The organism is Pseudomonas sp. DSP3-2-3 (assembly GCF_049898225.1).
Classification (GTDB): domain Bacteria; phylum Pseudomonadota; class Gammaproteobacteria; order Pseudomonadales; family Pseudomonadaceae; genus Aquipseudomonas.
This window is the reverse complement of record NZ_JAFCXH010000004.1, coordinates 225280-247496: the sequence shown is the minus strand read 5'-3', so window position 1 is coordinate 247496 and position 22217 is coordinate 225280. Positions and strand designations below refer to the sequence as shown.

At 59.5% G+C, this 22217-nt stretch carries 22 protein-coding genes and 1 pseudogene; 11 read left to right on the top strand and 12 right to left on the bottom strand.

Annotated elements, in window-relative coordinates:
• Positions 1 to 19: 19 nt before the first annotated feature.
• Positions 20 to 733 (bottom strand): murein L,D-transpeptidase catalytic domain family protein, encoded by a 714-nt coding sequence (locus ACP7E4_RS07115; protein WP_426112646.1) that lies wholly within the window; start codon positions 731 to 733, stop codon positions 20 to 22.
• A gap of 84 nt (positions 734 to 817) precedes the next feature.
• On the opposite strand from ACP7E4_RS07115, the gene ACP7E4_RS07110 reads away from it, so the two are divergent.
• Positions 818 to 2404 (top strand): L,D-transpeptidase family protein, encoded by a 1587-nt coding sequence (locus tag ACP7E4_RS07110; RefSeq protein WP_426112648.1) that lies wholly within the window; start codon positions 818 to 820, stop codon positions 2402 to 2404.
• Between the two features lie 55 nt (positions 2405 to 2459).
• Here ACP7E4_RS07110 and ACP7E4_RS07105 read toward each other — a convergent pair whose 3' ends face one another.
• The 7 genes from ACP7E4_RS07105 to ACP7E4_RS07075 all read right to left on the bottom strand — a co-directional run bounded on the left by ACP7E4_RS07105 (position 2460) and on the right by ACP7E4_RS07075 (position 8649).
• Entirely contained in the window at positions 2460 to 4217 is a 1758-nt protein-coding gene (locus tag ACP7E4_RS07105) for an L-lactate permease (RefSeq protein WP_426112650.1), read from the bottom strand.
• 112 nt (positions 4218 to 4329) lie between these two features.
• Complete coding sequence (locus ACP7E4_RS07100) at positions 4330 to 5631, bottom strand: FAD-dependent oxidoreductase (protein ID WP_426112652.1); 1302 nt, start codon at positions 5629 to 5631, stop codon at positions 4330 to 4332.
• 3 nt (positions 5632 to 5634) lie between these two features.
• Positions 5635 to 6396: an amino acid ABC transporter ATP-binding protein gene (locus ACP7E4_RS07095; RefSeq protein ID WP_426112654.1), complete on the bottom strand. Its 762-nt coding sequence runs from the start codon at positions 6394 to 6396 to the stop codon at positions 5635 to 5637.
• A gap of 19 nt (positions 6397 to 6415) precedes the next feature.
• Entirely contained in the window at positions 6416 to 7126 is a 711-nt protein-coding gene (locus ACP7E4_RS07090) for an amino acid ABC transporter permease (protein ID WP_426112656.1), read from the bottom strand.
• 9 nt (positions 7127 to 7135) lie between these two features.
• Complete coding sequence (locus ACP7E4_RS07085; protein WP_426112658.1) at positions 7136 to 7798, bottom strand: amino acid ABC transporter permease; 663 nt, start codon at positions 7796 to 7798, stop codon at positions 7136 to 7138.
• A gap of 33 nt (positions 7799 to 7831) precedes the next feature.
• Positions 7832 to 8125, bottom strand: coding sequence for a hypothetical protein (locus ACP7E4_RS07080; RefSeq protein WP_426112660.1), 294 nt, complete (start codon positions 8123 to 8125; stop codon positions 7832 to 7834).
• A gap of 29 nt (positions 8126 to 8154) precedes the next feature.
• Complete coding sequence (locus ACP7E4_RS07075) at positions 8155 to 8649, bottom strand: transporter substrate-binding domain-containing protein (protein ID WP_426112662.1); 495 nt, start codon at positions 8647 to 8649, stop codon at positions 8155 to 8157.
• 121 nt (positions 8650 to 8770) lie between these two features.
• Between ACP7E4_RS07075 and ACP7E4_RS07070 the strand changes: the two genes are divergently transcribed.
• The 5 genes and pseudogenes from ACP7E4_RS07070 to ACP7E4_RS07050 all read left to right on the top strand — a co-directional run bounded on the left by ACP7E4_RS07070 (position 8771) and on the right by ACP7E4_RS07050 (position 14088).
• The gene (locus ACP7E4_RS07070; RefSeq protein WP_426112664.1) at positions 8771 to 9676 is read left to right on the top strand and encodes a LysR substrate-binding domain-containing protein; all 906 of its coding nucleotides are present in this window, start codon (positions 8771 to 8773) and stop codon (positions 9674 to 9676) included.
• Positions 9677 to 10112: 436 nt separating this feature from the next.
• Positions 10113 to 10877, top strand: a pseudogene (locus ACP7E4_RS07065) (PAS domain-containing protein); the annotation flags it as partial.
• A complete protein-coding gene (locus ACP7E4_RS07060; RefSeq protein WP_426224881.1) occupies positions 10851 to 11426 on the top strand; it encodes a methyl-accepting chemotaxis protein in 576 nt (191 codons plus the stop codon). The pseudogene ACP7E4_RS07065 and the gene ACP7E4_RS07060, both read left to right, overlap by 27 nt.
• A gap of 233 nt (positions 11427 to 11659) precedes the next feature.
• The gene (locus ACP7E4_RS07055; RefSeq protein ID WP_426112666.1) at positions 11660 to 13111 is read left to right on the top strand and encodes an iron-containing redox enzyme family protein; all 1452 of its coding nucleotides are present in this window, start codon (positions 11660 to 11662) and stop codon (positions 13109 to 13111) included.
• Positions 13108 to 14088, top strand: coding sequence for a methyltransferase (locus tag ACP7E4_RS07050; RefSeq protein ID WP_426112668.1), 981 nt, complete (start codon positions 13108 to 13110; stop codon positions 14086 to 14088). Before ACP7E4_RS07055 ends, ACP7E4_RS07050 begins: the two co-directional genes overlap by 4 nt.
• 58 nt (positions 14089 to 14146) lie before the next feature.
• Here the strand turns inward: ACP7E4_RS07050 and ACP7E4_RS07045 are convergent, their stop codons facing one another.
• On the bottom strand, positions 14147 to 14839 hold the full coding sequence (locus tag ACP7E4_RS07045; RefSeq protein ID WP_426112670.1) for a hypothetical protein: 693 nt from the start codon (positions 14837 to 14839) through the stop codon (positions 14147 to 14149).
• Positions 14840 to 15097: 258 nt separating this feature from the next.
• On the opposite strand from ACP7E4_RS07045, the gene ACP7E4_RS07040 reads away from it, so the two are divergent.
• Positions 15098 to 15475, top strand: a complete 378-nt coding sequence (locus ACP7E4_RS07040) for a hypothetical protein (protein WP_426112672.1) — start codon at positions 15098 to 15100, stop codon at positions 15473 to 15475.
• A 226-nt stretch (positions 15476 to 15701) separates the two neighbouring features.
• On the opposite strand, the gene ACP7E4_RS07035 is transcribed toward ACP7E4_RS07040, so the two are convergent.
• A complete protein-coding gene (locus ACP7E4_RS07035; protein ID WP_426112674.1) occupies positions 15702 to 15920 on the bottom strand; it encodes a hypothetical protein in 219 nt (72 codons plus the stop codon).
• Positions 15921 to 16089: 169 nt separating this feature from the next.
• Between ACP7E4_RS07035 and glsB the strand changes: the two genes are divergently transcribed.
• A complete protein-coding gene (gene glsB, locus ACP7E4_RS07030) occupies positions 16090 to 16998 on the top strand; it encodes a glutaminase B (RefSeq protein WP_426112676.1) in 909 nt (302 codons plus the stop codon).
• Between the two features lie 117 nt (positions 16999 to 17115).
• Positions 17116 to 18273, top strand: a complete 1158-nt coding sequence (locus ACP7E4_RS07025) for a DUF1615 domain-containing protein (protein ID WP_426112678.1) — start codon at positions 17116 to 17118, stop codon at positions 18271 to 18273.
• Here ACP7E4_RS07025 and ACP7E4_RS07020 read toward each other — a convergent pair.
• Together ACP7E4_RS07020 and ACP7E4_RS07015 are read right to left on the bottom strand one after the other, a co-directional pair.
• Positions 18270 to 18500, bottom strand: a complete 231-nt coding sequence (locus tag ACP7E4_RS07020) for a DUF6555 family protein (RefSeq protein WP_426224880.1) — start codon at positions 18498 to 18500, stop codon at positions 18270 to 18272. The genes ACP7E4_RS07025 and ACP7E4_RS07020 overlap by 4 nt on opposite strands.
• Positions 18501 to 18592: 92 nt before the next feature.
• On the bottom strand, positions 18593 to 19018 hold the full coding sequence (locus tag ACP7E4_RS07015; RefSeq protein WP_426112682.1) for a DUF1810 domain-containing protein: 426 nt from the start codon (positions 19016 to 19018) through the stop codon (positions 18593 to 18595).
• 146 nt (positions 19019 to 19164) lie between these two features.
• On the opposite strand from ACP7E4_RS07015, the gene ACP7E4_RS07010 reads away from it, so the two are divergent.
• Together ACP7E4_RS07010 and ACP7E4_RS07005 are read left to right on the top strand one after the other, a co-directional pair.
• Positions 19165 to 20976, top strand: a complete 1812-nt coding sequence (locus tag ACP7E4_RS07010; RefSeq protein WP_426112684.1) for an ABC transporter ATP-binding protein — start codon at positions 19165 to 19167, stop codon at positions 20974 to 20976.
• A gap of 183 nt (positions 20977 to 21159) precedes the next feature.
• The gene (locus ACP7E4_RS07005) at positions 21160 to 22197 is read left to right on the top strand and encodes a zinc-dependent alcohol dehydrogenase family protein (protein ID WP_426112686.1); all 1038 of its coding nucleotides are present in this window, start codon (positions 21160 to 21162) and stop codon (positions 22195 to 22197) included.
• Positions 22198 to 22217: the final 20 nt, after the last annotated feature.

Here is a 22217-nt window from a genome sequence, read left to right as displayed (position 1 = left end):
CCGGTCCCACACGCGAAGCCTAGCCGCCTTTCATCGTCGGCAGACTCGCCATCTGCCGTGACTGACAATTCAGGTACGCCGAAGATTTCAGCCAGCGCTGGTCTGGGTACCAGGCGAACATGAATTGGCCATCCTTGAGTTTGTCGATCACCTGACGCGCCACTTGCGGGCGCACGGCCGGGCAGCCCTGGCTGCGCCCGATACGACCCTGGCGTTCGCTCCACAACGGGTTCACATAGTCGGCGGCGTGAATCACGATGTCTCTATCACGGGCGCGATCATTGAAACCCGGTTCAAGACCGTCCATGCGCAGTGAATAACCGTGACTGCCTTCGTAGCTTTCCTGAGTGCGGAATAATCCCAGGCTGGACTGATAACTGCCCAGGCGGTTGGAAAACTGTGTGGCAAAGTTCTCGCCGGATTTTTGTCCGTGGGCCACCAGGTCGCGCAGCACTAATGTCCGTTTGGTCAGGTCGAAAATCCATAGCCGACGAGCGGTGGAGGGCTGGGAATAGTCAATAACGGCCAGATGTTTGGCTTGTCTGTCACCACTGCTGACTGCGCATTGCACCGCATTCAGGGCGCTTTTCAGCACTGTGGGGTTGAGTTCCGGGGCGGCTTGGGTGAGCTTGCTGTAAAGAATCTGATTATTGGTGCCGGCGGCGAGGGCTGGACCGCAGGTTGCGCATAGGGTAATAGCTGCCAGACAGAGTCGGCGCATGAAGGTCAGCATGTGCAGGGAGTCCTCGCCAGTGAGCGGCTTCTGATTCCTGTTGGTATTCCGTCAAATCGACGGCCATGGATTGGAGTAAAGTAGTTGGTCAAAAAACGTGCATATTACTTGAGCATTTGCCTGCTCGCTGCGCCATTGGTCGCGACTGCCCAGGATGGGCTCGTCGAAGCGCAAAGCCCGGTGCAATTAAACCCGGTGCAATTGGCGCTCAACCAATTGCCTGTGCAATGTCCTGTTCTGGCTGCGCGTCTGGACATGCCGGCGCTCAGTCTCTTGCAGGCCTTTTATCAGCAGCAAGGCTACTTGCCGGTCTGGTCTGGCCAAGGGCGCCTGGCGCTATTGGAGGCGGAGATTCGGCAATTGGCGGACGACGGCCTCAACCCGGCTGATTACGCCAAACCTGCCGATCCGGGCCCCACTGATTCGGTCTGTGCCGACCTCAATACCAGCCAGCAGTATTTGCAAGCCTTGCAGGACCTGCGTTACGGCCGATTGCTGCAAGCGCGTTTCGAGCCGCTTTGGCGTTCCCGCGAGTTCTTGCCTGATCGCGCCCCGCAAGTATTGGCCATTGCCGGCCCCGGTTTGCAAGACATGGCCGGTGCGTTTCGCCAGGCGCGTCCGAGACTTGAGCAGTATCAGAATCTGCGCCGCGTTTATGCCCAGCAGCGGCACCTGGCGTTGCTCAACTGGAAGCCCCTCGACAGCGGCCCCTTGCTGCGCCCCGGCATGCAGGATGCGCGAATCCCTCAGTTGGCCCAGCGGTTGTTCAGCGAAGGCTATCTGAGCAGCCCGTTTGCGGGTCCGGACAACAGCTATGCCCCGGCATTGGTGAATGCCGTGAAAAGCTTTCAGCTCAATCATTCGCTGCAAACCGATGGCGTAATCGGCCAGGGAACCGTGATTGAATTGAACGTCAGCCCGGCGATGCGTCGCGAACAACTGCGGGTTAACCTTGAACGCTTTCGCTGGCTCGCTCAGGATCTGGAACCCGACAGCGTGCTGGTCAACGTCGCAGCCGCCCAACTAAGCGTCTACAAGGGCGGGGTGCCGGTCTGGCAAACCCGCACCCAGGTCGGGCGTGCCGAGCGACAGACTCCGCTGCTCAAATCCGTGGTCACGCGCTTGACGCTCAACCCGACCTGGACGATTCCACCGACCATTCTGCGCGAAGACAAATTGCCGGAAATCCGCCGGGATCATGGCTTCCTGCTCAAACACAATCTGCAAGTGCTGGACCTGGACGGCAATCCTCTGGCCGTTGAACAAATCGACTGGGACAATCCGGGCAACATCCTGTTGCGGCAGGATGCCGGGCCGAAAAACCCGCTTGGCAAGATCGTCATCCGTTTTCCCAACCCTTATTCGGTTTACCTGCACGACACGCCCAGCCAGGCATTGTTCAGCAAAGGCCCGCGCGCCTTCAGCTCCGGCTGCGTGCGGGTCGAGGAGCCGCTGCGCCTGCGCGACATGCTGCTGGGCCCGGTGGATCGTGAGCGAACCGAGGTGTTGCTGACCACCGGCATCACCCACGAATTCAGGCTGACCAAGCCCGTGCCGATTCTCCTGACTTACTGGACCGCCCAGGTCGATAGCCAGGGTCAACTGCTGTATATCCCGGATGTGTATAGCCGCGATCCGGCACTGGCGACCGCGTTGGTAGCGCACCCCTGAGCTTGCGCACGCCTTGCTGACCGGACTGGATCAGCAAGGCGTGCAGTCCGGTATTTCAGCGTCCGCCGACCACCATGTCGCTGAACGGCGCGACATACGCCTGCAAGGTCACCAGACCACCGACCAGAATCGCCAGGACGATGGAGTGGAAGAACACGTAACGCAGGATTTCCCCTTCATGGCCGTACCAGCGGGTTGCAGTGGAGGCGACGACAATGGACTGCGCATCGACCATCTTGCCCATCACGCCACCGGAACTGTTGGCGGCCGCCATTAATACCGGGCTGAGCCCCAGTTGTTCTGCAGTGACCCGTTGCAAGCCGCCGAACAGCACGTTCGAAGCGGTATCCGAGCCGGTCAGGGCAACCCCGAGCCAGCCCAGCAGCGTGCCGAACATGGGGTAAAAAATCCCGGTGGCGGCGAAGGCCAGGCCCATGGTCGCATCCAGTCCTGAATATCGCGTTAAAAATCCCAGGGCGAGCATCGCCACAATGGTGATCAGCGAATAGCGCACCACCCAGATGGTTTTCAGGTAATGCCTGACCAGTTGCGGGATGGAATAACCCATCAGCAGTCCACCGAGAATCGCCGCCAGCAGGATGCCGCTGCCGGTGCTGGTGAACCAGTTGAATTTGTACACCGCTTCCTCGGTTTTCGGCTGCGGCACCACCGGCGGGACTTTTTCGACCTGCTGATGCAATGTGCCGAAGGTCACGGCGGGCGAGAAGAACGGGTTGGCCTCGCGCACCGGCTTGCCTTGCGGGTCAAGCATGGCCGCGCCGGTTTGCACGTTCATCGCCTGGCGTGTGTCGAACATCGACTTGAAGCTTTGCGTGCCCCAGGCGAACACGAATACTGTGAGAATGATCCACGGCATCCAGGCGCGCATCACTGCCGGCTTGGCGTCGGTGGCAAAGGTGGGGGTGGGTTTTTCATCCGGATCTTCGTCGATTCGCGAATTGTCCACGCGTCCCGACAAGGCGGCCGAGGTATGGATCGTGGCCGGTTTCCAGACCCTGAGAAACCCGGTCAGGCAAGCCATGGAAATCAATGCCGCGATGACATCCACCAGCATCGGCCCATGGTAATTGGAGACGACGAATTGCGGCACGGCGAAGCTGACACCCGCGACCAGGATCGCCGGCCAGATTTCCAGCATCTTGCGCCAGCCGGCAAACGCCCAGATCAGCCAGAACGGCACCAGTACCGAGAAAAACGGCAGCTGGCGGCCGACCATCATCGACAGTTCCATTTCATCCAGCCCGGTCACCTTGGCCAGCGTGATGATCGGCGTCCCCAATGCGCCGAAGGCCACTGGCGCGGTATTGGCTATCAGCGCCAGGCCCGACGCCGCAAGGGGCGAAAACCCCAGGCCGATCAGGATGGCCCCGGTCACCGCCACCGGCGTTCCGAATCCGGCTGCGCCTTCGAAAAACGCACCGAAGCAAAAGGCGATCAGCAGCAATTGCAGGCGTCGGTCATCGGTGATGCGCGCCAGTGAGTCTTGCAGCACCTTGAACGAGCCGTTCTCGGTGGTCAGGCGGTGCAGAAAAATGATGTTGAGCACGATCCAGCCAATGGGCAACAGGCCGTTGGCCGCCCCGAACAGCGCTGCTGAACCGGCCATGGTGGCGGGCATGCCAAACGCAAAGATCGCGATCAACAGAGCCGAAGCCAGTGCCAACAGTGCTGCAATGTGTGCCTTGATGTGAAAGAACGCCAACGCAGCGAGCATGACTACCACCGGCACGGCGGCCATGATGGTGGAAAGCACCGGGTTACTGAACGGATCGTAGACTTGCTGCCAGACCATGTTCCACCTCTGCTTTTTATTGTTGGAAATGCAGGCCTCCGTGCCCGGGGGACGGGTTCAGAGGTAGGTGGTTTGCAGTATAGGCGGCATTCTCCAGCTGTCCTGGCGGACGTTAGTTGCGGCGACGATCGAGGTAATCCAGGCCGCGATACCAGCCGCTGACGATCGGCAGGAACCACGCTTTGCCCTGATACAGCAGGTGTCCGGGGAACTGCGGGTTGTCGAACTCGCAGGGTTGCTCCAGCGTGCCCAGGTGTTTGCGGGCGAACTGATAACCCAGATAGGTCATCAAGGCGACGCCATTGCCGTTGCAGCCCACGGCATGCTCGCTGCCGTCGTGCTCGCCCATGTGCGCGATCTTGTCGAAGGTCATGCCGACCTGGCCATGCCAGCAATGGGTGACTTGATAGCCTTCCAGCTGCGGCCAGATCTCCAGCATCTTGGCGTACAGATGCGGCGCGGCCTCGCGTTCGTCCATTTCGAACGCACCCGGACGCGCACCGAACATCACCCGTGTGCCGTCAGGGGAAGGTCGGGTGTAGATCACTTCGCGCTGGCTGTCGGTGATCATCAGGCGGCGCGGGTTGATTTCGTCCATCAGCGCCGTCGGCAGCGGTTCGGTGGTGATCTGATAGCTGCGCACCGGGATGATCCGCTTGCCCAGGTAAGGCGTCGCGTTCGAGGTGTAGCCGTTGGTGGCGATGAAGACTGTCCTGGCAATCAAGGTGCCCCGGCTGGTGACGACGCGCTTGGTGAGGCCTTGCTCTTCGACTTTTTCCAGCCGCGCATGGGACGCGAACTTCACGCCCAGGGCCGTGGCGAGCTTGCGCAGCGCCGCATGGTACTTGCCTGCATGCAGGCCGCCGTATTCATCGATGACGATGCCGCCCTTGTAGAACTCGGTGGCGCTGACTTCGGCCTGGCGGGCCTTGGGGATTTCGTGCACGGTCACTCCGGTGTGGGTACCCAGCAACTCGCCATCGCGGCATAACTGTTCGTAATGACGCTGGCTGATCGCGCCGAAGAAACGCCCGCTGATGTTCAGATCGGCATCGAGCTGGTCTTCGCCGACAAAACGTTTCAGGTAATCGAACGAGGCCAGGGAGTCTTTCAGCAAGCGCGCCTTGCGGGCCTCGTCCACGCCCTTGATCGCGCCGCCGATCACCAGCTTCTGCCCGCCGGACACCATGCCGCCGGTGCGCGTGCTGCCGCCGGCGCCAATCGCCAGTTCATCCATCACCAGCACTTGCACCCCGCCCCGGGCCAGTTCGATGGCCGCCGCCATCCCGCAAAAGCCGGAGCCGACAATCAGCATCTCGACGCGCTGAGGCAGCAGGTCATTGTGGGTTTCCGGGGAGGCCGCCTCCCACCAGTAGGGCGTGGTCTTGAAGTCGGCTGAATAGATCGAAGGCATGGCTCAGTTTCCGGCAGTGATGAAAGAAGACAGGAATTGACGGGTGTGCGGGTCCTGCGGGGCGCTGAACATGACCTGCGGCGGGGCCTGCTCGACCACTTTGCCGCCCGCCATGAACACCACCTGGTCCGCGACTTCACGGGCAAAGCGCATTTCGTGGGTCACCACCACCATGGTCATGCCCTCGTCGGCGAGATCGCGCATCACCTTGAGCACATCGCCGATGGTTTCCGGGTCGAGGGCCGAGGTGGGTTCGTCGAAAAGCATGGCCTTGGGGCGCATGGCCAGGGCGCGGACGATGGCCACGCGTTGTTGTTGACCACCCGACAACTCGCTTGGCCAGGCATCCGCCTTGTGCTCCAGACCGACTTTGGCCAGCAGTTTTCGTGCGTCGGCTTGCGCCTCGGCCAGGCTACAGAGCTTGCGCCGCACCGGCGTCAGGGTGATGTTGTCGAGAACGTTCAGGTGCGGGAACAGCGTGTAATCCTGAAACACCATGCCCACTTCCAGACGCAGTTTTTGCCACGCCCGTTCGCTATGGATATTCAGACTCTGACCGCGCAGCTCCAGCGTGCCCTGATCGGGCTGGACCAGGCCGTTGAGCATGCGGATCAATGTGCTCTTGCCCGAACCGCTGGGTCCGATCAGAACCATGACGCTGCCCGGTTGTACATCGAGATCGATGCCCTTGAGCACTTCGAGCGTCCCGAAGCGCTTGTGCAAACCGCGCAGGCGCAGCAAGGGCAGGTGAGTTGTCTCGGACATGGGAGGCTTCCTGTAGGCGTCAGTTGGGCGTCAGCGCAGGGGTGTTCTCTGGCGTCGGGGCCAGTGCCACGCGTTCGTGCTTGAGCTTGCGTTCCAGGCGTCGGCCCAGTGCCGTGAGCACCGAACACAACAGGAAGTACACCAGCAGGATCAGCGCATACACCGCCGGTGCCGGGTTGTAGCCGTCCATCATTGACGTGCGTTCCACCACCAATTGGCCGACCCGGAAGAACTCCCCGACGCCGACGATGGCGCCCAACGTGGTGGATTGCAGCAACAGCGTCAGCAGGCCGACATAGGCGGGCAGTAGATGTTTGAAGGCTTGCGGACCACTGATGAACAGCAGCACTTCCCAGCCCTTGAGACCCAGCGCCCGGCCACTGTTGACCTGATGCAGCGGTACGGCATTGAGTGCACCGCGCACCAGTTCGGCGGCATTCGCGCCGCCCCACAGCGACAAACCCAGGGTGACCGCAGTGAACGGCGAGAAATCCAGCCCCAGCAGTGGCGCACCGAAAAACACGAAGAAGATGTTCACGATCAGCGGGATGCCGCGCAGCAATTCGATGTATGCGCGCATCAGCCAGCGCAGCGGGGCGAAGCGTGAACTGGCGATCGCGCCGACCAGCACACCGATCAGGGTCGAACCGGCCAGTGTCACGCCAGCCAGCGCCAGGGTGGTCAGCAAACCTTGCAGGAAAAAGCCTGCGTTATTAATCAACAAGTTCATGGTCAGCCCTCAGGTGCGATACGGCTTGTGCAGCCGCGCTTCGAGCCAGGCCGAAGCCAGTGCCAGCGCCCCGACCAGCGCCAGATACAGCACGCACATGGCGGCGAGCATTTCCAGGGTGCGGAAGTCCGAGGCGATCTTGTTCACCGCGACATAGGTCAATTCCGCAAGGCCGATGGCTTGCAGGAAGGCCGAGTTTTTCAGTAGGGAAACCGTGGTGTTCAACAGCGAAGGCAAACTGGTGCGCAGGGCGATAGGGCGTGCGATCAGCCACATGAACTGCCAGCGATTGAGGCTCATGGCCGTCGCCGCTTCGCGCAGCCCGGCCGGTACCGAAGCAAGGCCGCCGCGGAAGTTTTCAATCTGATAAGCGCCGGCCCAGAGCGTCAGGGTCAACACGCCCGACCAGTACAGCGAAACCGGGACGCCCAGCCCCGGCAGTCCGTAGTAGATAAAAAACATCTGGCCGAGCAACGGCGTGTTACGGATGAATTCGACATAACCGGCAATCAGCGGACTCGCCCAACGCACCTGCAAATAGCGCAGGGTGCCGCCGACCAGGCCAATCACCAGCGACAGACCGATCGCCACCAGACTGACGTTGAGCGTAACCCCGACGCCTTTGAGCAAGGCCGGCCACTGTTGCAACAGGTAGTGCATGTCGAAATCCATGAGCGCGTTCCTCTGGCCAGCGGTGATCAGCCGTTACAGGTTGGCGACCGGTGTCGGCTTGGTGAAGCCATCGAGGTAGAACTGCTCGGTGCCTTCTGGCGCTACGGCCTTGATCCAGCCGCTATAGAGATTCTGTTCCTGCATGCGTGCCAGTGCCGCGTTCACATAGGCCAGCCATGCCGCTTCGTTCTTGCGCAGGCCAATCGCGGCTTCGGAAATGCCATAAGGCTGGCCGATGCGGCGCACGCTTTTGTCCCGGGCACCGATCATCACCAGCGTGGCGGTATCGTGGGCGTAGCCGTCGGCGCGGCCTTGCTGGAATGCCATCAAGGCTTCCGACGAGCTGTTTAGATTGGTCAGCTGCACGCCGCTGGCGTGTTCGTCTGGGTCGAGCCTTTGAGGGCGATGACGGTCTTGCCGTCCAGGTCGGCGATGGTTTGGCTGTCGTTCTTGACCAGAATGTCGCTGCTGTCCCAGCGATACGGCTTGCTGAACGCCACGACTCGCTCACGTTCCGGGGTAATGCCCAGCGTCGCCACCAGCATGTCGACCTTGTTGCCCATCAACTGCGGGATGCGGCTCTCGGCCGTGACACAGGTGAGAATCGCTTTGTCTTTGGAGCCAAAGGCGTACTCAGCGATTTGCCGCGCGATCTCGACTTCCACACCGGCAAAGCCGCCGTTTTGATCCTTGAAGCCGAACGGTGGCTGGTCACAGCGCACGCCTGCCTTGAGTTCGCCCTTGGCGGCGATTTCCGGTGGCAGCGCGGGCAATTCGGCGGCGCTAACAGCAGAAATGCCCAACGCCAGAGCGCAAGCAGTCAGGGTGGTGCTCAAACCTGAATATGTCATGAGGTACTCCGCGGCGACCAGGTGGGGTATGTGCTGAACGATTTCAGTGTTGATCGACTTGGCAATGCAGTCCAATTGTTATATTCAAGTGTGCTATTCACCAGTGATATAGGTCTATGGCATGAACTTGCGTCAGGTTGAAGCATTTCGGGCGGTCATGATGTTCGGCACCATGGTTGCCGCAGCGCGTGAACTGCACACCTCGCAACCGAGCATCAGCAGGCTGGTGACCGAGCTTGAAGAGCGTTTGCAGTTCAAGCTGTTCGTGCGCGGCGCGAGTCGCCTGACGCCTACCGATGAGGGCTCGGCGTTCTATCGGGAGGTCGAGCACAGTTTCAGCGGGCTGGCGTATCTGAATCAGGCCGCCCACGAGATTCGCGTTTCGGGTACCGGTCGTTTGCGCATCGCGGCGATTCCGGCCATCGCAGGGCTGTTGCCGCGCGTGATCAAACGCTTCAAGAAGCGCTACCCGCAAGTGGCAATCTTGCTGGAAATGCGCAGCGAAGCCACGGTCCGGCGCTGGACGTCAGTGGGCTATTGCGACATCGGTTACGCGTCGAGCATTGGTGAATCGCCCAACGTGCATGCGCAACAGTTGTATCAGCTGCCAGGCGTTGCAGTACTGCCCACGGGCCATGCCTTGGCAGTAAAAAACCGAGTCAGCCTTGAAGACTTGCGTGGCGAGCCGTTTATTTCCCTGTCCGCCGTCGACCGCACGCGTCGCCTTATCGACGAAGCCTTCGAGCGCGCCGACGTAAGCCGTCAGTTGAGCATCGAAACCCCGTACAGCATGACCCTTTGCGCCCTGGTCGCCCAAGGCATGGGCGTGTCGATCGCCAATCCGCTGTCGACCCTCGACGCACCGCCCGGCCTGATTTTCCGGCCGTTGACCTGCGTGATTCCGTTTTTTGGCTTTACCATCCTGCCCACCGAAAAAGTCCCCAGCGCACTGGCAAAGGTGTTCGTCGAAATGACTCAGGAGGTAATCAGCGAGGAGGAATGGCAGGGGCGACTGCAGGCAGGATAGCTGTGGTTGACAAGGTCGCAGGGCAAACCTGATGCAAGGCATGTTCAACCATCAAGTTAATAACTTAGCCTGATAATATGCGCTTGGCGCTAATTGGGTGGCGGCTTGAAGCCATTATCGGTATGTGAAAAGACTGATCGCTCGCTGCGGATCAGGTCATGACAACCGCAGCCTGGCGCGGCACTGTCGTGTATCCAAAACCAAGCCTCGCGGAATGCTTCCCAATACAAGTCTTATGCGATGTCTGATGAGTAACAATCGGTTTAACAATCATAAGCGCTATCTCGCGGTAACTTAGTCACTGTAAGTTGTTAGCTGGCTAATAACTTATGGTTGACGTCAATTCTTAACTGTTTAGGTCTGCTTCAGTTCGCCCACTCCCCGCCGATAGTTACGTTAAGAGCTCGCTGGTTTCTGCTATCGCTGAGGGTACGTCATGTTCAACACACTTCTAAAAAACGAACTGGCGGCCAGGACGGCCGAGGTTGTGGAGTTCAAAGGACTGATTGCGGCACTTGAGCGTTCGATGGCGGTGGTGGAGTTCGACCTCACCGGTAAAGTGCTGCGCGCCAACGACAATTTTCTCAAGACCATGGGTTATCGCGAGGATGAGTTGCTGAGCAAGTCCCACCAGGACTTTTGTTCGCCGAACCTGACGCGCAGCAAGGAATACAGCGAGTTCTGGGCGCAGCTCAGGGCCGGCAAATATGTTTCGGGTACCTTCCAGCGAGTCACTGGCCGGGGGCAGAACATTTGGCTTGAGGCCAGCTACAACCCGGTAACGGATGAACGGGGCAAGGTGTTGAAGGTGGTCAAGTATGCGCTGGACGTCACCGCCAAGGTGAGCCAGGAAGCCGAAACCCGTAGCAAGCTGGCCGCCCTTGATCGGGCCATGGCGGTCGTGGAGTTTGATCTGAGCGGCAATGTCCTGGTCGCCAATGACAACTTCCTGAAAGTGATGGGTTATGGGGCGGCCGAACTCAAGGGTAAGCAACACCGCCTGTTCTGTGAGGCAAGTCTGGTCAACAGTGCCGAGTACACCGACTTCTGGCGTCGACTGAATGCCGGTGAGTTTTTCAGTGGGCAATTCAAGCGACTGGCGAAGAATGGGCGCGTGGTCTGGCTGGAAGCTTCTTACAATCCGGTGTACGACGCTGACGGCAAACTCTACAAGATCGTCAAGTTTGCCGCCGATATCAGCGATCGGGTCGAAAAGTTCGAGGCGGATTCCCGTGGCGCATCACGCGCTTACCATATTTCTGCCGAGACGGAAAAAGTCGCCGAGCACGGTGCGGAAGTCATTCAACAGACCGCTCGGGAAATGCGCCAGATTGCCGACAATATTGGCGCTTCGGCGAAACTGGTTGGCCAGCTGGGTGAACGTTCCGAGCAGATCACGGCCATCGTCAACACCATTCGCGGCATCGCCGACCAGACCAACCTGCTGGCCCTCAACGCCGCCATCGAGGCCGCACGGGCGGGAGATCAGGGCCGGGGTTTTGCGGTGGTTGCCGATGAAGTCCGGCAACTGGCCGGGCGCACCAGTCGCTCGACAGCGGAGATCGCCGAGATGATCGGCATGATCCTGAGCGAAACCCGTAATGCGGTCGCCAGTATGGACGCCACTCAGGAAGGCGCGCAACGCGGCGTCAGCCTCGCTGATCAGGCCGGTACGGTTATCCTGCAAATTCGAACCGGGACCAGTGATGCAGTGCAAGCGGTGAGCATGTTCGCATCCAGTCATGACTGAGCTCGATCACTGAAAGGCAGTTTGTCTGCGAACGAATGGCTTATCTACGGATAGGCCTTGTATTCGGATGGGCGACGGCGTGGCCTTCGACCATCCATCTGGACCCCAATCAAGAGCGGTGAATTTTCCAAACGGCCAGTACTCCTTCTTACAACGACTTAAAGAAGCGCTTTCGCGTGAGTCTCTGCGCGTGAGCATGTCTTGCTTGTATCAGGAACTGCCAGGAAGTATTTATGACCTCTCTTCAAATGCCGACAGAGACCGCTTTCTCTCAGCCTCACCGAACTGCGCAAACTTATTACAAGGCGACCTATGACGCGCTGATGCACAGTCCGATGTTGCAGGATGATCCTCAGGCGGCAGCTTTTCTACGCCAACAGCTGCAACTCGCTGACATGCATCCCTGCGATCTGCCCGATCAGCCTGAACATCTTGAGCAGTGGATTGCCGAAGGTGTGGGCAAAGTTGCCGAGCAGTATTCAGCGTATCTGGAACAACGTCGTGCCGGGGCGCCTCGCCGGTTTTTTACCAACAAGGCCCACGCGATGTATTTCCTGCAACATGTCGCGCCGACCAAACGGGTCGATGGGGCGTGGCTGTATGGGTTGCTGCCGCATTGGGCTGATTACCGGTTTCATGGGCTGATCCGCACCTATCTCGAAGAACTGGGCGATGGCGATGCCGCGCTGAACCACGTTTCGCTGTATCAGAAACTGTTGGCGGACCTGGAATGCGATTTAAGCGACGGGCTCGATGACGAAGCTTATTTACAAGGGGCCATTCAGTTGGCGCTCGGCAATCAGGCTGGGCAATTTCTCCCGGAAGTGATCGGTTACAACCTGGGTTATGAACAATTGCCGCTGCACTTGCTGATCACCTCGTTCGAGCTGAACGAGCTGGGTATCGATCCGTACTATTTCACGCTGCACATCACCATCGACAACGCCAGCACCGGCCATGCGCGCAAGGCGGCGCAAAGCGTCCTGGCCTTGTTGCCCATGGGTGAGCAGCGTGACGATTTCTATCAGCGCATTGCCAACGGTTATCGACTCAACGAATTGGGGCCAGGCACCACTGCAGTGATCCGGGCGTTTGATCTGGAGCAGGAATTGATCGCCCTGTTGGAGCGCAAGCGGACCTTTGGTCAGCATATGCATTCGGACTATTGCCGGCTGGATGGCAAGACCGTCAACCAATGGCTGGCGGAGCCGGACCAGATGGGTGAGTTCCTTGCCGTGCTGGAAAATCGTGGCTGGATCAAACGCCATCAGGATCCGACCGAGAGTCGCTTCTGGCAGCTGATCGATGGCGCGGGCGCGGCCATGTTTGGCGTGTTCAATGCCTATGAAAAGCAAGTGCTGCATGACTGGATCGCGGGCGACTGGTCCGCCACGGCGGCGCAGGCGAGCTCGGGCAAGCGGACACCAGACGCTTTCCGCGCGCGTTTCAGGTCGGCGCCGCGCAACGATGGCCTGCGCACAGCTGACCAGCACACGCGGCTCGAAGATGTCGATCCGGATGTCAGAGGCTTGTTGGCCGATTTCAAGAACGCCACGGCGGCGCAGAAGATGCAGGTCCTGATCGAGCGCATGTCGCCCGCCAGGCACGCGACTCCCGCCGGACTGTTCGCCACCAAACGCTATGTCGAAGCCATGGCTGAGCGTTTGACGGGAGAGCGAGCATGAACGCCAACCAGGCTTTTGTGATTGATACATCGGACGTCAAACTCCAGCGCTCTTCTCATGATGCGCTGGTGAAACTCGGGCAACGCCTCATTGCTGGCGGTTACCGCTTTATCACGCCTACGCCGCTGACTCATCAACGGGTCAACGCGCGCGAAGGCAATCAAACAGCGTTATCGTTGCGGGATGTGTTCGGCTGGAGTCGGCCATTTTCTGAAAGGTTATTTCCAGCTGCGGAACTTGACGAGTTGCTCGCCGCTGGCATTGTTGCCGCCCACGCGCGCGGCTTTATCAGTCGTGTCAGGTGGTCGAGCCTGGGAGATTTGCTGCTGGCGCATTCGGCGTATCCGACCACGGACGAGGATTCGGTATTCTTCGGCCCGGATACCTACCGTTTCGCGCAGTCGATTCGCGACCAGTTGAGCAGGACTTTCACGCCCATCAAGCGCGCGGTGGACATCGGCTGCGGCAGCGGCGCAGGCGCTTTGGTGATTGCCAGTGCGCAACCTCACGCTCAAGTGTTTGCCGTGGATATCAACCCCAAGGCGTTGCATTTTGCACAGGTCAATGCCGAGGTAGTCGGGGTCGACAACGTTGAGCGCCTGGAGAGTGACATTCTGCAAGGCGTGGACGGCGAGTTCGATCTGATTGTCGCCAACCCGCCCTACATGAAGGACGCGCGCCAGCGAGCGTACCGGCACGGTGGCGATGCGCTGGGTGCTGATCTGTCGGTGCGAATCCTGCGCGAGTCATTGCAGCGGCTGGCGGTGGGTGGCGCGTTGGTGTTGTACACCGGCGTGGCAATGGTTGACGGCGCGGACCCGTTCCTGGCGGCCGTGGCAGATGATATTGCCGGTCCGGCGTGGGCCTGGACCTATCGGGAGATTGATCCGGATGTCTTCGGCGAAGAATTGCTTGAAGATGGCTATCAGGACGTAGAGCGGATTGCGGCGGTGGAGTTGGTGGTGCGGCGCGTCTGATCAGCTGCTTGTTTACTGAAGCCCGGTCGCAGGACCGGGCTTTTGCGTTTCAGGACGGTCAGGCGATGCTGTAACCGTCAAACGCCTTCTGCTGTTGCAAAGCGGTAATGATATTTTTGCGCGTCACCGGTAACTCGTTGCCTTCGTTATCGACGAAGGTTTCGCTTTCCAGTTCCGCCTCGTCGCCTTCGCCCACAAAGCTGAAACCGAGGAATTCGAAGGCTTCACGGTCGACGTTCGGCCGGGAGCGCGGCGTGCGCATCGGCAGGCTGACGCTGAGGCCATCCTTGCTGATGGAAAACACTTCGACGTCCTTCTTGGCCCGGGCGACCTTGCTTTTGCCGGCACTCGGATTGCTGACTGCCTGATGAGTCTGGTTCAGCACTTTGAGCGCCAGGCTATACACCAACTCCTGAAATGCCGGGTCATCCTTGTAGCTGAACAGGATGCGACTGATCGAGAACCGCGTGCTCAAATCCGCCAGGGCCGCGCTGTCGGACGCCTCGGCATCCTTGAGCTGCTTGAGTTCACCCATCAACTCGTAGGCCTTGTCGTCATCAAGACTGTCCTGGGCCTGGCGAATTGCGGCGCGCAGCTGACGAATCTGATCGCTTTCCTTGGCGCTCTGAAAGGTATCAAGCACCATTTCACTGATGATCTTGGCCTGAGGCACGTGCTGGGAAAGGCTGATGGCATCTTCGTAAGCGAGCTTTGCGGAGGTCACGGCGTGTTCTGTATGGGAATCAGGCATTGAATTTCACTATTTCGTTAACCGGGTTTGAGGCGCGAAAGGCATTGAGCTTTTCGGGGCGCCTAATCTAGTGGACGAGGGCGCTGTTGTCACGAGCCAATGGCCCGGAGGTTGATTGATGGGCGTCATCCGGGACCAAGGCCGCATATTGTGGATCGATTTACACTTTTATCCGGTCACCGGCGATCCTTGGCTTGTTTTCTTGGGCCTTCCTGTTGATCATTCCGCTTACGGCTATTTGGTAAAGAGATAAGTGACATGAGTATGGGATTGACTGAAGAAGACATGCGCCGGGCGCTGGGCCTTGATGAGCCAGCCAAACCCGCCGAACAACCTGAGCCGGTCATCGAATTCGACCTCGAGCCGACCGTTGCGCCGGAACCTGAACCCGAGTTCATCATCGCGCCGCCTCAGCCCGAGGTTAAGCCTGAAGCCCCGCGTCCCAAAGCCAAGCGTGTATCGCCGGCACTTCGGGTAACCATGCGCTGCACCAAGGTGTTCGAAGGCGAGGAGACGATGTTCGTCTACGACGCCAAGACCTTGAGCACCTTCGATGCCGAGCAGGAAGCGAAGAAGGCGGCGGCCAAGGAGAAATTCAAGTATTTCGAGGTGATATCGGTCAAGCGCGTGGAGTGAGGGTGATAACGCTGCAGGACCCGCCGTAAGAGCGGAACCCTACGCCGCATTGACCCCGAGACGGATAAATACGCATGCCTCCTGTAGGACATTCTATGTTTGAGGGCAACCCACAGACGCCGCAGATGTGGTGTCTGCACCGACGCCTTCCCGGATAAATCCGGTCCCACGGGATGACCGCATTTCACCTGTGGGAGCGAGCAAGCCCGCTCCCACAAATAACGCCTCAGGATTCCACCGGCGCGTAATACCCGCCCACCGCTGGCGGCTGAATCAGCATCGCGGTTTTCCCCGGCGTCATCGGTTCTTTGGTATCGCCGGAAATCATCCCCACTACTTCGCCACTTTCCAGCAACGCCCAGGCCGCGACCGGGTGGATGTAAAGTTTGCCGGAATGGCCGTCCTTGTGAATAAAATTCCAGCCTGCGCACGGGGTTATTTGCATGATTTTTGCAGTCACGAGAAAGCCCTCTCGATTGAGTACAGATCGAGCCTAGCAGCTGTTTGAGCAACCGGAGCTGAGTGAACCGGCGGGGTTGTCCGCAGTTGCCGGTGTGATGCGTTGCGACCGTTGGTCGTCTAGCTTGCGGTCCCAAAGAACAATGAGCGCATCCATGCAAAAGCTGTTGAACGAGATACTCGATGAAGTACGGCCGCTGATCGGTCAGGGCAAGGTCGCCAACTACATCCCGGCACTGGGTGGCGTTGCTCCGGATCAGTTGGGTATCGCGGTCTACAGCAATGATGGCGAATTGCACTATGCCGGGGATGCCACGACGCGCTTCTCGATCCAGAGTATTTCCAAAGTCTTCAGCCTGGTACAGGCCATCGGCCACTCGGGCGAGGACATCTGGCAGCGGCTGGGCCATGAGCCGTCCGGTCAGCCGTTCAATTCCCTGGTGCAGCTGGAGTTCGAGCGAGGCAGACCGCGCAACCCATTCATCAACGCGGGGGCGCTGGTGATCTGCGACATCAACCAGGGGCGCTTCGCCGCGCCTTCGTTGTCTTTGCGCGACTTCGTGCGCAGGCTCTGCGGCAACCCGGAGGTAATCTCCGATTCGAAAGTGGCCGAGTCCGAATACCAGCACCGCTCGCGCAATGCTGCAGCGGCCTATCTGATGAAGTCGTTCGAAAACTTCCATAACGACGTGGAAGACGTGTTGCGCAGCTACTTTCACCATTGCGCGATGAGCATGAGTTGCGTCGATCTGGCGCGGGCCTTTGGCTTTCTTGCCAACCAGGGATTCTGCGTACACAGCGGCCAGCAGATTCTTACCGCCCGGCAGACCAAGCAACTCAACTCGATCATGGCCACCAGCGGCTTGTACGACGAAGCGGGTAACTTTGCTTATCGCGTCGGCTTGCCGGGCAAGAGCGGCGTCGGCGGCGGTATTGTGGCGGTGGTGCCGGGACGGTTCTCGGTGTGCGTCTGGTCGCCGGAACTCAATCCCGCTGGCAATTCTCTGGCGGGTATGGCGGCGCTGGAGAAACTCAGCGAGCGGATCGAGTGGTCGGTGTTCTGACGCGTAGCTCGCGCCAGGAATATATTCCCGAACATTCCCGCGCTGGCGCTGGTCTACTGGGTTCACGTCAGTCAACGCTCCGGCTGACGGCATCCTCACTGAAGCGCCAGGGAAAGCATGTACCTGAATCGATCATTCCTGTTTTATATCGAAGCGCCGTGGTTTGGCCGCAAGTCCGTCAAGCCGCTGCTGAGCCTGGCCGCCGCACTGTTGCTCAGTGCTTGCGGCACCCAGCGCAGCCAGGAAGGGCCGGAGCTGACACCCGGACAAATCCGTGCGCAAATCCTGCGCCTGATGCCGGCCAAGGTTCCTGAGCGCGAGGCTTGGGCGGCGGATATCCAGACTGCGTTTACTGCCCAGGACATCGCACCGACGACCCAGAACTTATGTTCGGTGCTGGCCGTCGCCGAGCAGGAGTCAACCTTTCAGGTGGATCCGCCAGTGCCGGGGCTGGGCAAGATCGCTCGTAACGAGATCGACCGTCGTGCCGCCCGCCTGCATATTCCCGGCGTGCTGATTCGTACTGCGTTGCAGATTCGTTCGCCTGACGGTAAATCGTACGCGGCGCGGCTGGATGCGGCGCGCACCGAGAAACAGCTCAGCGCTATTTTCGATGACTTCATCGGCATGGTGCCCATGGGGCAAACCCTGTTCGGCAATTTCAACCCGGTTCACACCGGCGGGCCGATGCAAGTCAGCATTGCCTTCGCCGAAAAACAGGCGAAAAGCTATCCGTATCCGGTGGCCGGGACGATTCGCCAGGAGGTGTTCAGTCGGCGCGGCGGCATGTACTTCGGCATCGCCCACTTGCTGGGTTATCCAGCCAACTATCCGGCACCGCTGTATCGCTTTGCCGACTTCAACGCCGGCTGGTATGCCAGTCGCAATGCGGCGTTTCAAAGCGCAGTGAGTCAGGCGACCGGAATCAAGCTGGCACTGGATGGCGATTTGATTCGCTACGACTCGACCTCGCCCAGTTCCACCGAACTGGCTATACGTGCCTTGAGCAAGCGTCTGGAGATGAATAACTCAGCGATCTTCAGCCAGCTCAAGCAGGGCGATACGCTGGAGTTCGAAGACACCAAATTGTATGAGCGGGTATTTGCCCTGGCCGACGCTACGGCGGGTAAATCACTGCCTCGGGCGATTCTGCCGGGCATCACCCTGCAAAGTCCGAAGATTACGCGCAATCTCACCACAGCCTGGTTTGCCCAGCGAGTCGATGATCGGCGCGAACGTTGTATGCAGAAAGTTGCGAAAGGGGCTGGAGGCTAGGGCAGCTCTTCCCATTTGACCAACTTGAGTTGCGCGCGCTCGGCGTGCTGTTGCAACGCTTCCAGCTCGGTACGCTGGTTTGACAGATTGTGTTGCACACCTATTCGGGCGTGCAGGCAGGCGTAGAACCAGGCATCGGAGTCACTCATCGTTGAATCGGGTTGAACGAAGATTCTTCTTTCCCCCCTGAAAACGTATCGAATCTCAAAATGTCGGCCGCTCGCCATAACCATGCTATCTCTGTTGTGATAGCGCTATGACATTGGTGGCATACAGCCAGTTCCCTTGCCAGCTTTTTTTCAGCCCAAAGGTCTCTGGGTCAAGCGTTGAGTCTGTCCAGAGTTGACGGATCCGGCACGCCATCGAAGAAGGTATCCAGCACATTCTGGAAGATGCGTCGTTGCGGATCTGCCACGGCGAACAGCGTCATGCTGGAGTGCAGCTTCATGTCGTCCGGCGAGCCGAAGATCTGCCGGGCAGTCCATTGCACCTGAGGCTCGATGATCTGCGCACAGAGCTCCAGACGCGGTCCCAATACCGGGTGTTGCAGATAGGCCTGCGCTTCTTCAAGGCAGGTGATGGCGTAGAATCTGGCTGTCTCGCTACGGCCCAGCCCGCTGATCTGCGGGAAGACGAACCACATCCAGTGGCTCCTCTTTCTACCTTCGCGTAACTCAGCCAGCACTTGCTCGAAAAGAGGGGCCTGGGCGTCGACGAAGCGTTGCAGATTGTAAAAGTCATTCATGGCACACCTTCCAACTGATGGAGATTTATCGAGTGTGGTATTCGGCGACGGCCTTATGATGTCCCAGTTTAGCCGCTGAACCTCTGCGTTGCGCCGGGTTCGATAGACGTTCATCCCATCGTTTTTATCCGAGAGCTTTCCCGCGCATGCCCGTTGTCAGCCGTTTCGCCGCATTTTTCGATCAGGCACGCCGTGCGCTGGGATTGGTCTGGACCACTTCCCGGGGGTTGTCGTTGGGGCTGGTGGTCGCGACCTTGCTGGCGGGCGTGCTACCGGCGCTGGCCGCCTTTTTGGGTCAGCGCATCGTGGATGCGGTGGTCGCGGCCATGCAACTGCATGCCGACACCGGCGCCGCGCCGCTCTGGCCAGTGTTGCGTTATGTGCTGATGGAAGCGGGCGTGCTGGGTTTGCTGGCCGGCACTCAGCGCGCCTTGTCGGTCCAGCAGTCGTTGCTGCGGGTGCAGTTGGGGCAGAAGGTCAATACGCTCATTCTGGAGAAGGCGCAAACCCTGTCGCTGAGCCAGTTCGAGGACTCGGAGTTCTACGACAAGCTGGTGCGAGTGCGCCGCGAGGCCTCGACCCGGCCGCTGGCATTGGTGACCAAATCCCTAGGGCTGACCCAGAACCTGATTTCCCTGATCAGCTTCGCTGTGCTGCTGGTGCATTTCTCACCCTGGGCGCTGCTGATTCTGGTGTTGGGCGCTTTGCCGGTATTTTTTGCCGAAGCGCATTTTTCCGGCGATGCCTTCCGCTTGTTCACTCGCCGCGCCCCGGAAAGTCGCCAGCAGAACTACATCGAAACGCTGCTTTCCCATGAAACCTATATCAAAGAGGTCAAGCTGTTCGGCTTCGGGCCGTTGTTGCTGCAGCGTTATCGCGACACGTTCGCACGCCTGTATGCCGAAGACCGCCGCCTGACCCTGCGCCGCGACGGTTGGGGATTTCTGTTGGGCCTGCTCGGCACTGCGGCGTTTTATCTCGCTTATGCGTGGGTTGTCGTGGACGCGGTGCATGGCCTGATCACGTTGGGCCAGATGACCATGTATCTGGTGCTGTTCAAGCAAGGACAAGGTGCGGTGAGCAGCAGCCTGAGCGCCATCAGCGGGCTCTACGAAGACGGCCTTTATCTGGCTGATCTGTACGAATATCTCGGGCAACCGGTCGCCGTGGAAGTTGGCGGTGTAACCGAAGGTGCGTTGCCCGGCGATGGTCTGCGTTTCGAAGGCGTGAGCTTTACCTATCCGGGGTCCAGCCATACGACCCTGGAAGACATTGACCTGCATCTGGCACCCGGGCGCAGCGTTGCGCTGGTGGGCGAGAACGGCTCCGGGAAGACCACGCTGATCAAGCTGTTGACCCGTCTGTATCGACCGAATCAAGGACGCATACTGCTCGACGGCAGCGATCTCAACGACTGGAACGAAGATGCGCTGCGGCGGCGCATCGGCGTGATCTTCCAGGACTACATTCGCTACCAGTTCATCGTTGGCGAGAACCTCGGCGTCGGCGACATCGACGCCTTCGGCGAAGAACAGCGCTGGCGTGATGCCGCCAGCCAGGGCATGGCGGCGGAGTTCATCGAACGGCTGGACAAGGGCTACGCCACGCAACTGGGCCGCTGGTTTGCCGGCGGCCAAGAGTTGTCCGGCGGCCAATGGCAGAAAATCGCCCTGTCCCGGGCCTACATGCGCCGCAACGCCGACATCCTGATCCTTGACGAACCTACGGCGGCCCTGGATGCCGGCGCTGAAGCGGCGGTGTTCGAGCATTTTCGCGAGTACGCCAAGGGCCGCATGACGCTGCTGATTTCCCACCGCTTTTCCAGCGTGCGCAATGCCGACCACATCGTCGTGCTGGATCAGGGCCGGGTTCTGGAGCGCGGCGACCACGCCAGCCTGGTGGCTGCGGGTGGGCGTTATGCCACGCTGTTCGACTTGCAGGCGCGAGGGTATCGGTAGGCGACGCCGCTGCAGTTGATCCAGGTCAATGGGTGATTACGCGCTTGTGCTATACCTCAGAGTGCATTGATAGCTGGCTAACGGACTCTCGGCTGCTTCGGTCACTCAGGGTTGCCTGACGGTCGCTGGGGCCAGACGTGAGCGTTAGCTGCAGATATCCATCTTGATACCAGGAGAGATCTCGTGAAAGCGCTCGTCTACCAAGGCCCCGGTGAAAAATCCTGGATCGATAAAACCGATCCTGTCATTGAAAAGCCCACCGACGCGGTGGTGCGCATCCTGCACACCACGATTTGTGGCACTGACTTGCATATTCTAAAGGGCGACGTACCTGCTGTGACTCAAGGTCGAACCCTTGGGCATGAAGGCGTAGGCGTGGTCGAGGAAGTCGGTTCCGCTGTGCGCAATTTCAAGAAGGGCGATCATGTGTTGATCTCCTGTGTCACCTCGTGCGGCAGCTGCCCCAACTGCAAGCGTCAGCTGTATTCCCATTGCGCCGACGGCGGCTGGATTCTCGGCCACTTGATCGATGGCACCCAGGCTGAACAGGTGCGCATCCCCCACGCAGACAACAGCTTGTACCCCATTCCCGCAGGTGCCGATGAACAGGCGCTGGTGATGTTGAGCGACATCCTGCCCACCGGTTTTGAAATCGGTGTGTTGTCGGGCAAGGTCAAACCCGGCGATGCGGTGGTCATTGTCGGTGCCGGTCCGATCGGCATGGCGGCGCTGCTGACGGCGCAGTTTTACTCGCCCGGCATGGTGATCATGGTCGATGTCGATGCCAATCGCCTGGCGGTCGCCATGCAGTTTGGCGCAACCCATGCACTCAATCCCGCCGAGGAAGATGTGGTCGCGCGGATCTTCGAGCTGACTGATGGCATCGGCGCCGACGTTGCCATCGAAGCGGTGGGCATTCCTGCGTCGTTTGATACCTGTCAGCAAATCATTGCCCCAGGCGGACATATCGCCAACGTGGGCGTGCATGGCAAGAGTGTCGAGTTGCATCTGGAAAAACTCTGGATCCAGAACATCAATATCTCCACGGGACTGGTCAATACCAATACCACGCCCATGCTGATGAAGACCGTCCAGTCCGGCAAGATCGAGCCGGGCAAGCTCATCACGCACCGCTTCAAACTTGAAGACATCATTCAAGCTTACGAAGTCTTCGGCAACGCAGCCAAAGAAAAGGCCATCAAGGTGGTGTTGTCTGCATAAACCAGTATTCAACCCGCCTC

What these genes read in the sequence shown, in the direction of transcription:
- ACP7E4_RS07025 (WP_426112678.1), top strand. Translation starts at nt 17,116, where the DNA reads ATGTACCTGAATCGATCATTCCTGTTTTATATCGAAGCGCCGTGGTTT.
- ACP7E4_RS07100 (WP_426112652.1), bottom strand. Translation starts at nt 5,631, where the DNA reads ATGCCTTCGATCTATTCAGCCGACTTCAAGACCACGCCCTACTGGTGG.
- ACP7E4_RS07070 (WP_426112664.1), top strand. Translation starts at nt 8,771, where the DNA reads ATGAACTTGCGTCAGGTTGAAGCATTTCGGGCGGTCATGATGTTCGGC.
- ACP7E4_RS07045 (WP_426112670.1), bottom strand. Translation starts at nt 14,839, where the DNA reads ATGCCTGATTCCCATACAGAACACGCCGTGACCTCCGCAAAGCTCGCT.
- ACP7E4_RS07015 (WP_426112682.1), bottom strand. Translation starts at nt 19,018, where the DNA reads ATGAATGACTTTTACAATCTGCAACGCTTCGTCGACGCCCAGGCCCCT.
- ACP7E4_RS07090 (WP_426112656.1), bottom strand. Translation starts at nt 7,126, where the DNA reads ATGAACTTGTTGATTAATAACGCAGGCTTTTTCCTGCAAGGTTTGCTG.
- ACP7E4_RS07055 (WP_426112666.1), top strand. Translation starts at nt 11,660, where the DNA reads ATGACCTCTCTTCAAATGCCGACAGAGACCGCTTTCTCTCAGCCTCAC.
- ACP7E4_RS07115 (WP_426112646.1), bottom strand. Translation starts at nt 733, where the DNA reads ATGCTGACCTTCATGCGCCGACTCTGTCTGGCAGCTATTACCCTATGC.
- ACP7E4_RS07020 (WP_426224880.1), bottom strand. Translation starts at nt 18,500, where the DNA reads ATGGCGAGCGGCCGACATTTTGAGATTCGATACGTTTTCAGGGGGGAA.
- ACP7E4_RS07095 (WP_426112654.1), bottom strand. Translation starts at nt 6,396, where the DNA reads ATGTCCGAGACAACTCACCTGCCCTTGCTGCGCCTGCGCGGTTTGCAC.
- ACP7E4_RS07085 (WP_426112658.1), bottom strand. Translation starts at nt 7,798, where the DNA reads ATGGATTTCGACATGCACTACCTGTTGCAACAGTGGCCGGCCTTGCTC.
- ACP7E4_RS07105 (WP_426112650.1), bottom strand. Translation starts at nt 4,217, where the DNA reads ATGGTCTGGCAGCAAGTCTACGATCCGTTCAGTAACCCGGTGCTTTCC.
- ACP7E4_RS07080 (WP_426112660.1), bottom strand. Translation starts at nt 8,125, where the DNA reads ATGGCATTCCAGCAAGGCCGCGCCGACGGCTACGCCCACGATACCGCC.
- ACP7E4_RS07040 (WP_426112672.1), top strand. Translation starts at nt 15,098, where the DNA reads ATGAGTATGGGATTGACTGAAGAAGACATGCGCCGGGCGCTGGGCCTT.
- ACP7E4_RS07050 (WP_426112668.1), top strand. Translation starts at nt 13,108, where the DNA reads ATGAACGCCAACCAGGCTTTTGTGATTGATACATCGGACGTCAAACTC.
- glsB (WP_426112676.1), top strand. Translation starts at nt 16,090, where the DNA reads ATGCAAAAGCTGTTGAACGAGATACTCGATGAAGTACGGCCGCTGATC.
- ACP7E4_RS07035 (WP_426112674.1), bottom strand. Translation starts at nt 15,920, where the DNA reads ATGCAAATAACCCCGTGCGCAGGCTGGAATTTTATTCACAAGGACGGC.
- ACP7E4_RS07075 (WP_426112662.1), bottom strand. Translation starts at nt 8,649, where the DNA reads ATGACATATTCAGGTTTGAGCACCACCCTGACTGCTTGCGCTCTGGCG.
- ACP7E4_RS07010 (WP_426112684.1), top strand. Translation starts at nt 19,165, where the DNA reads ATGCCCGTTGTCAGCCGTTTCGCCGCATTTTTCGATCAGGCACGCCGT.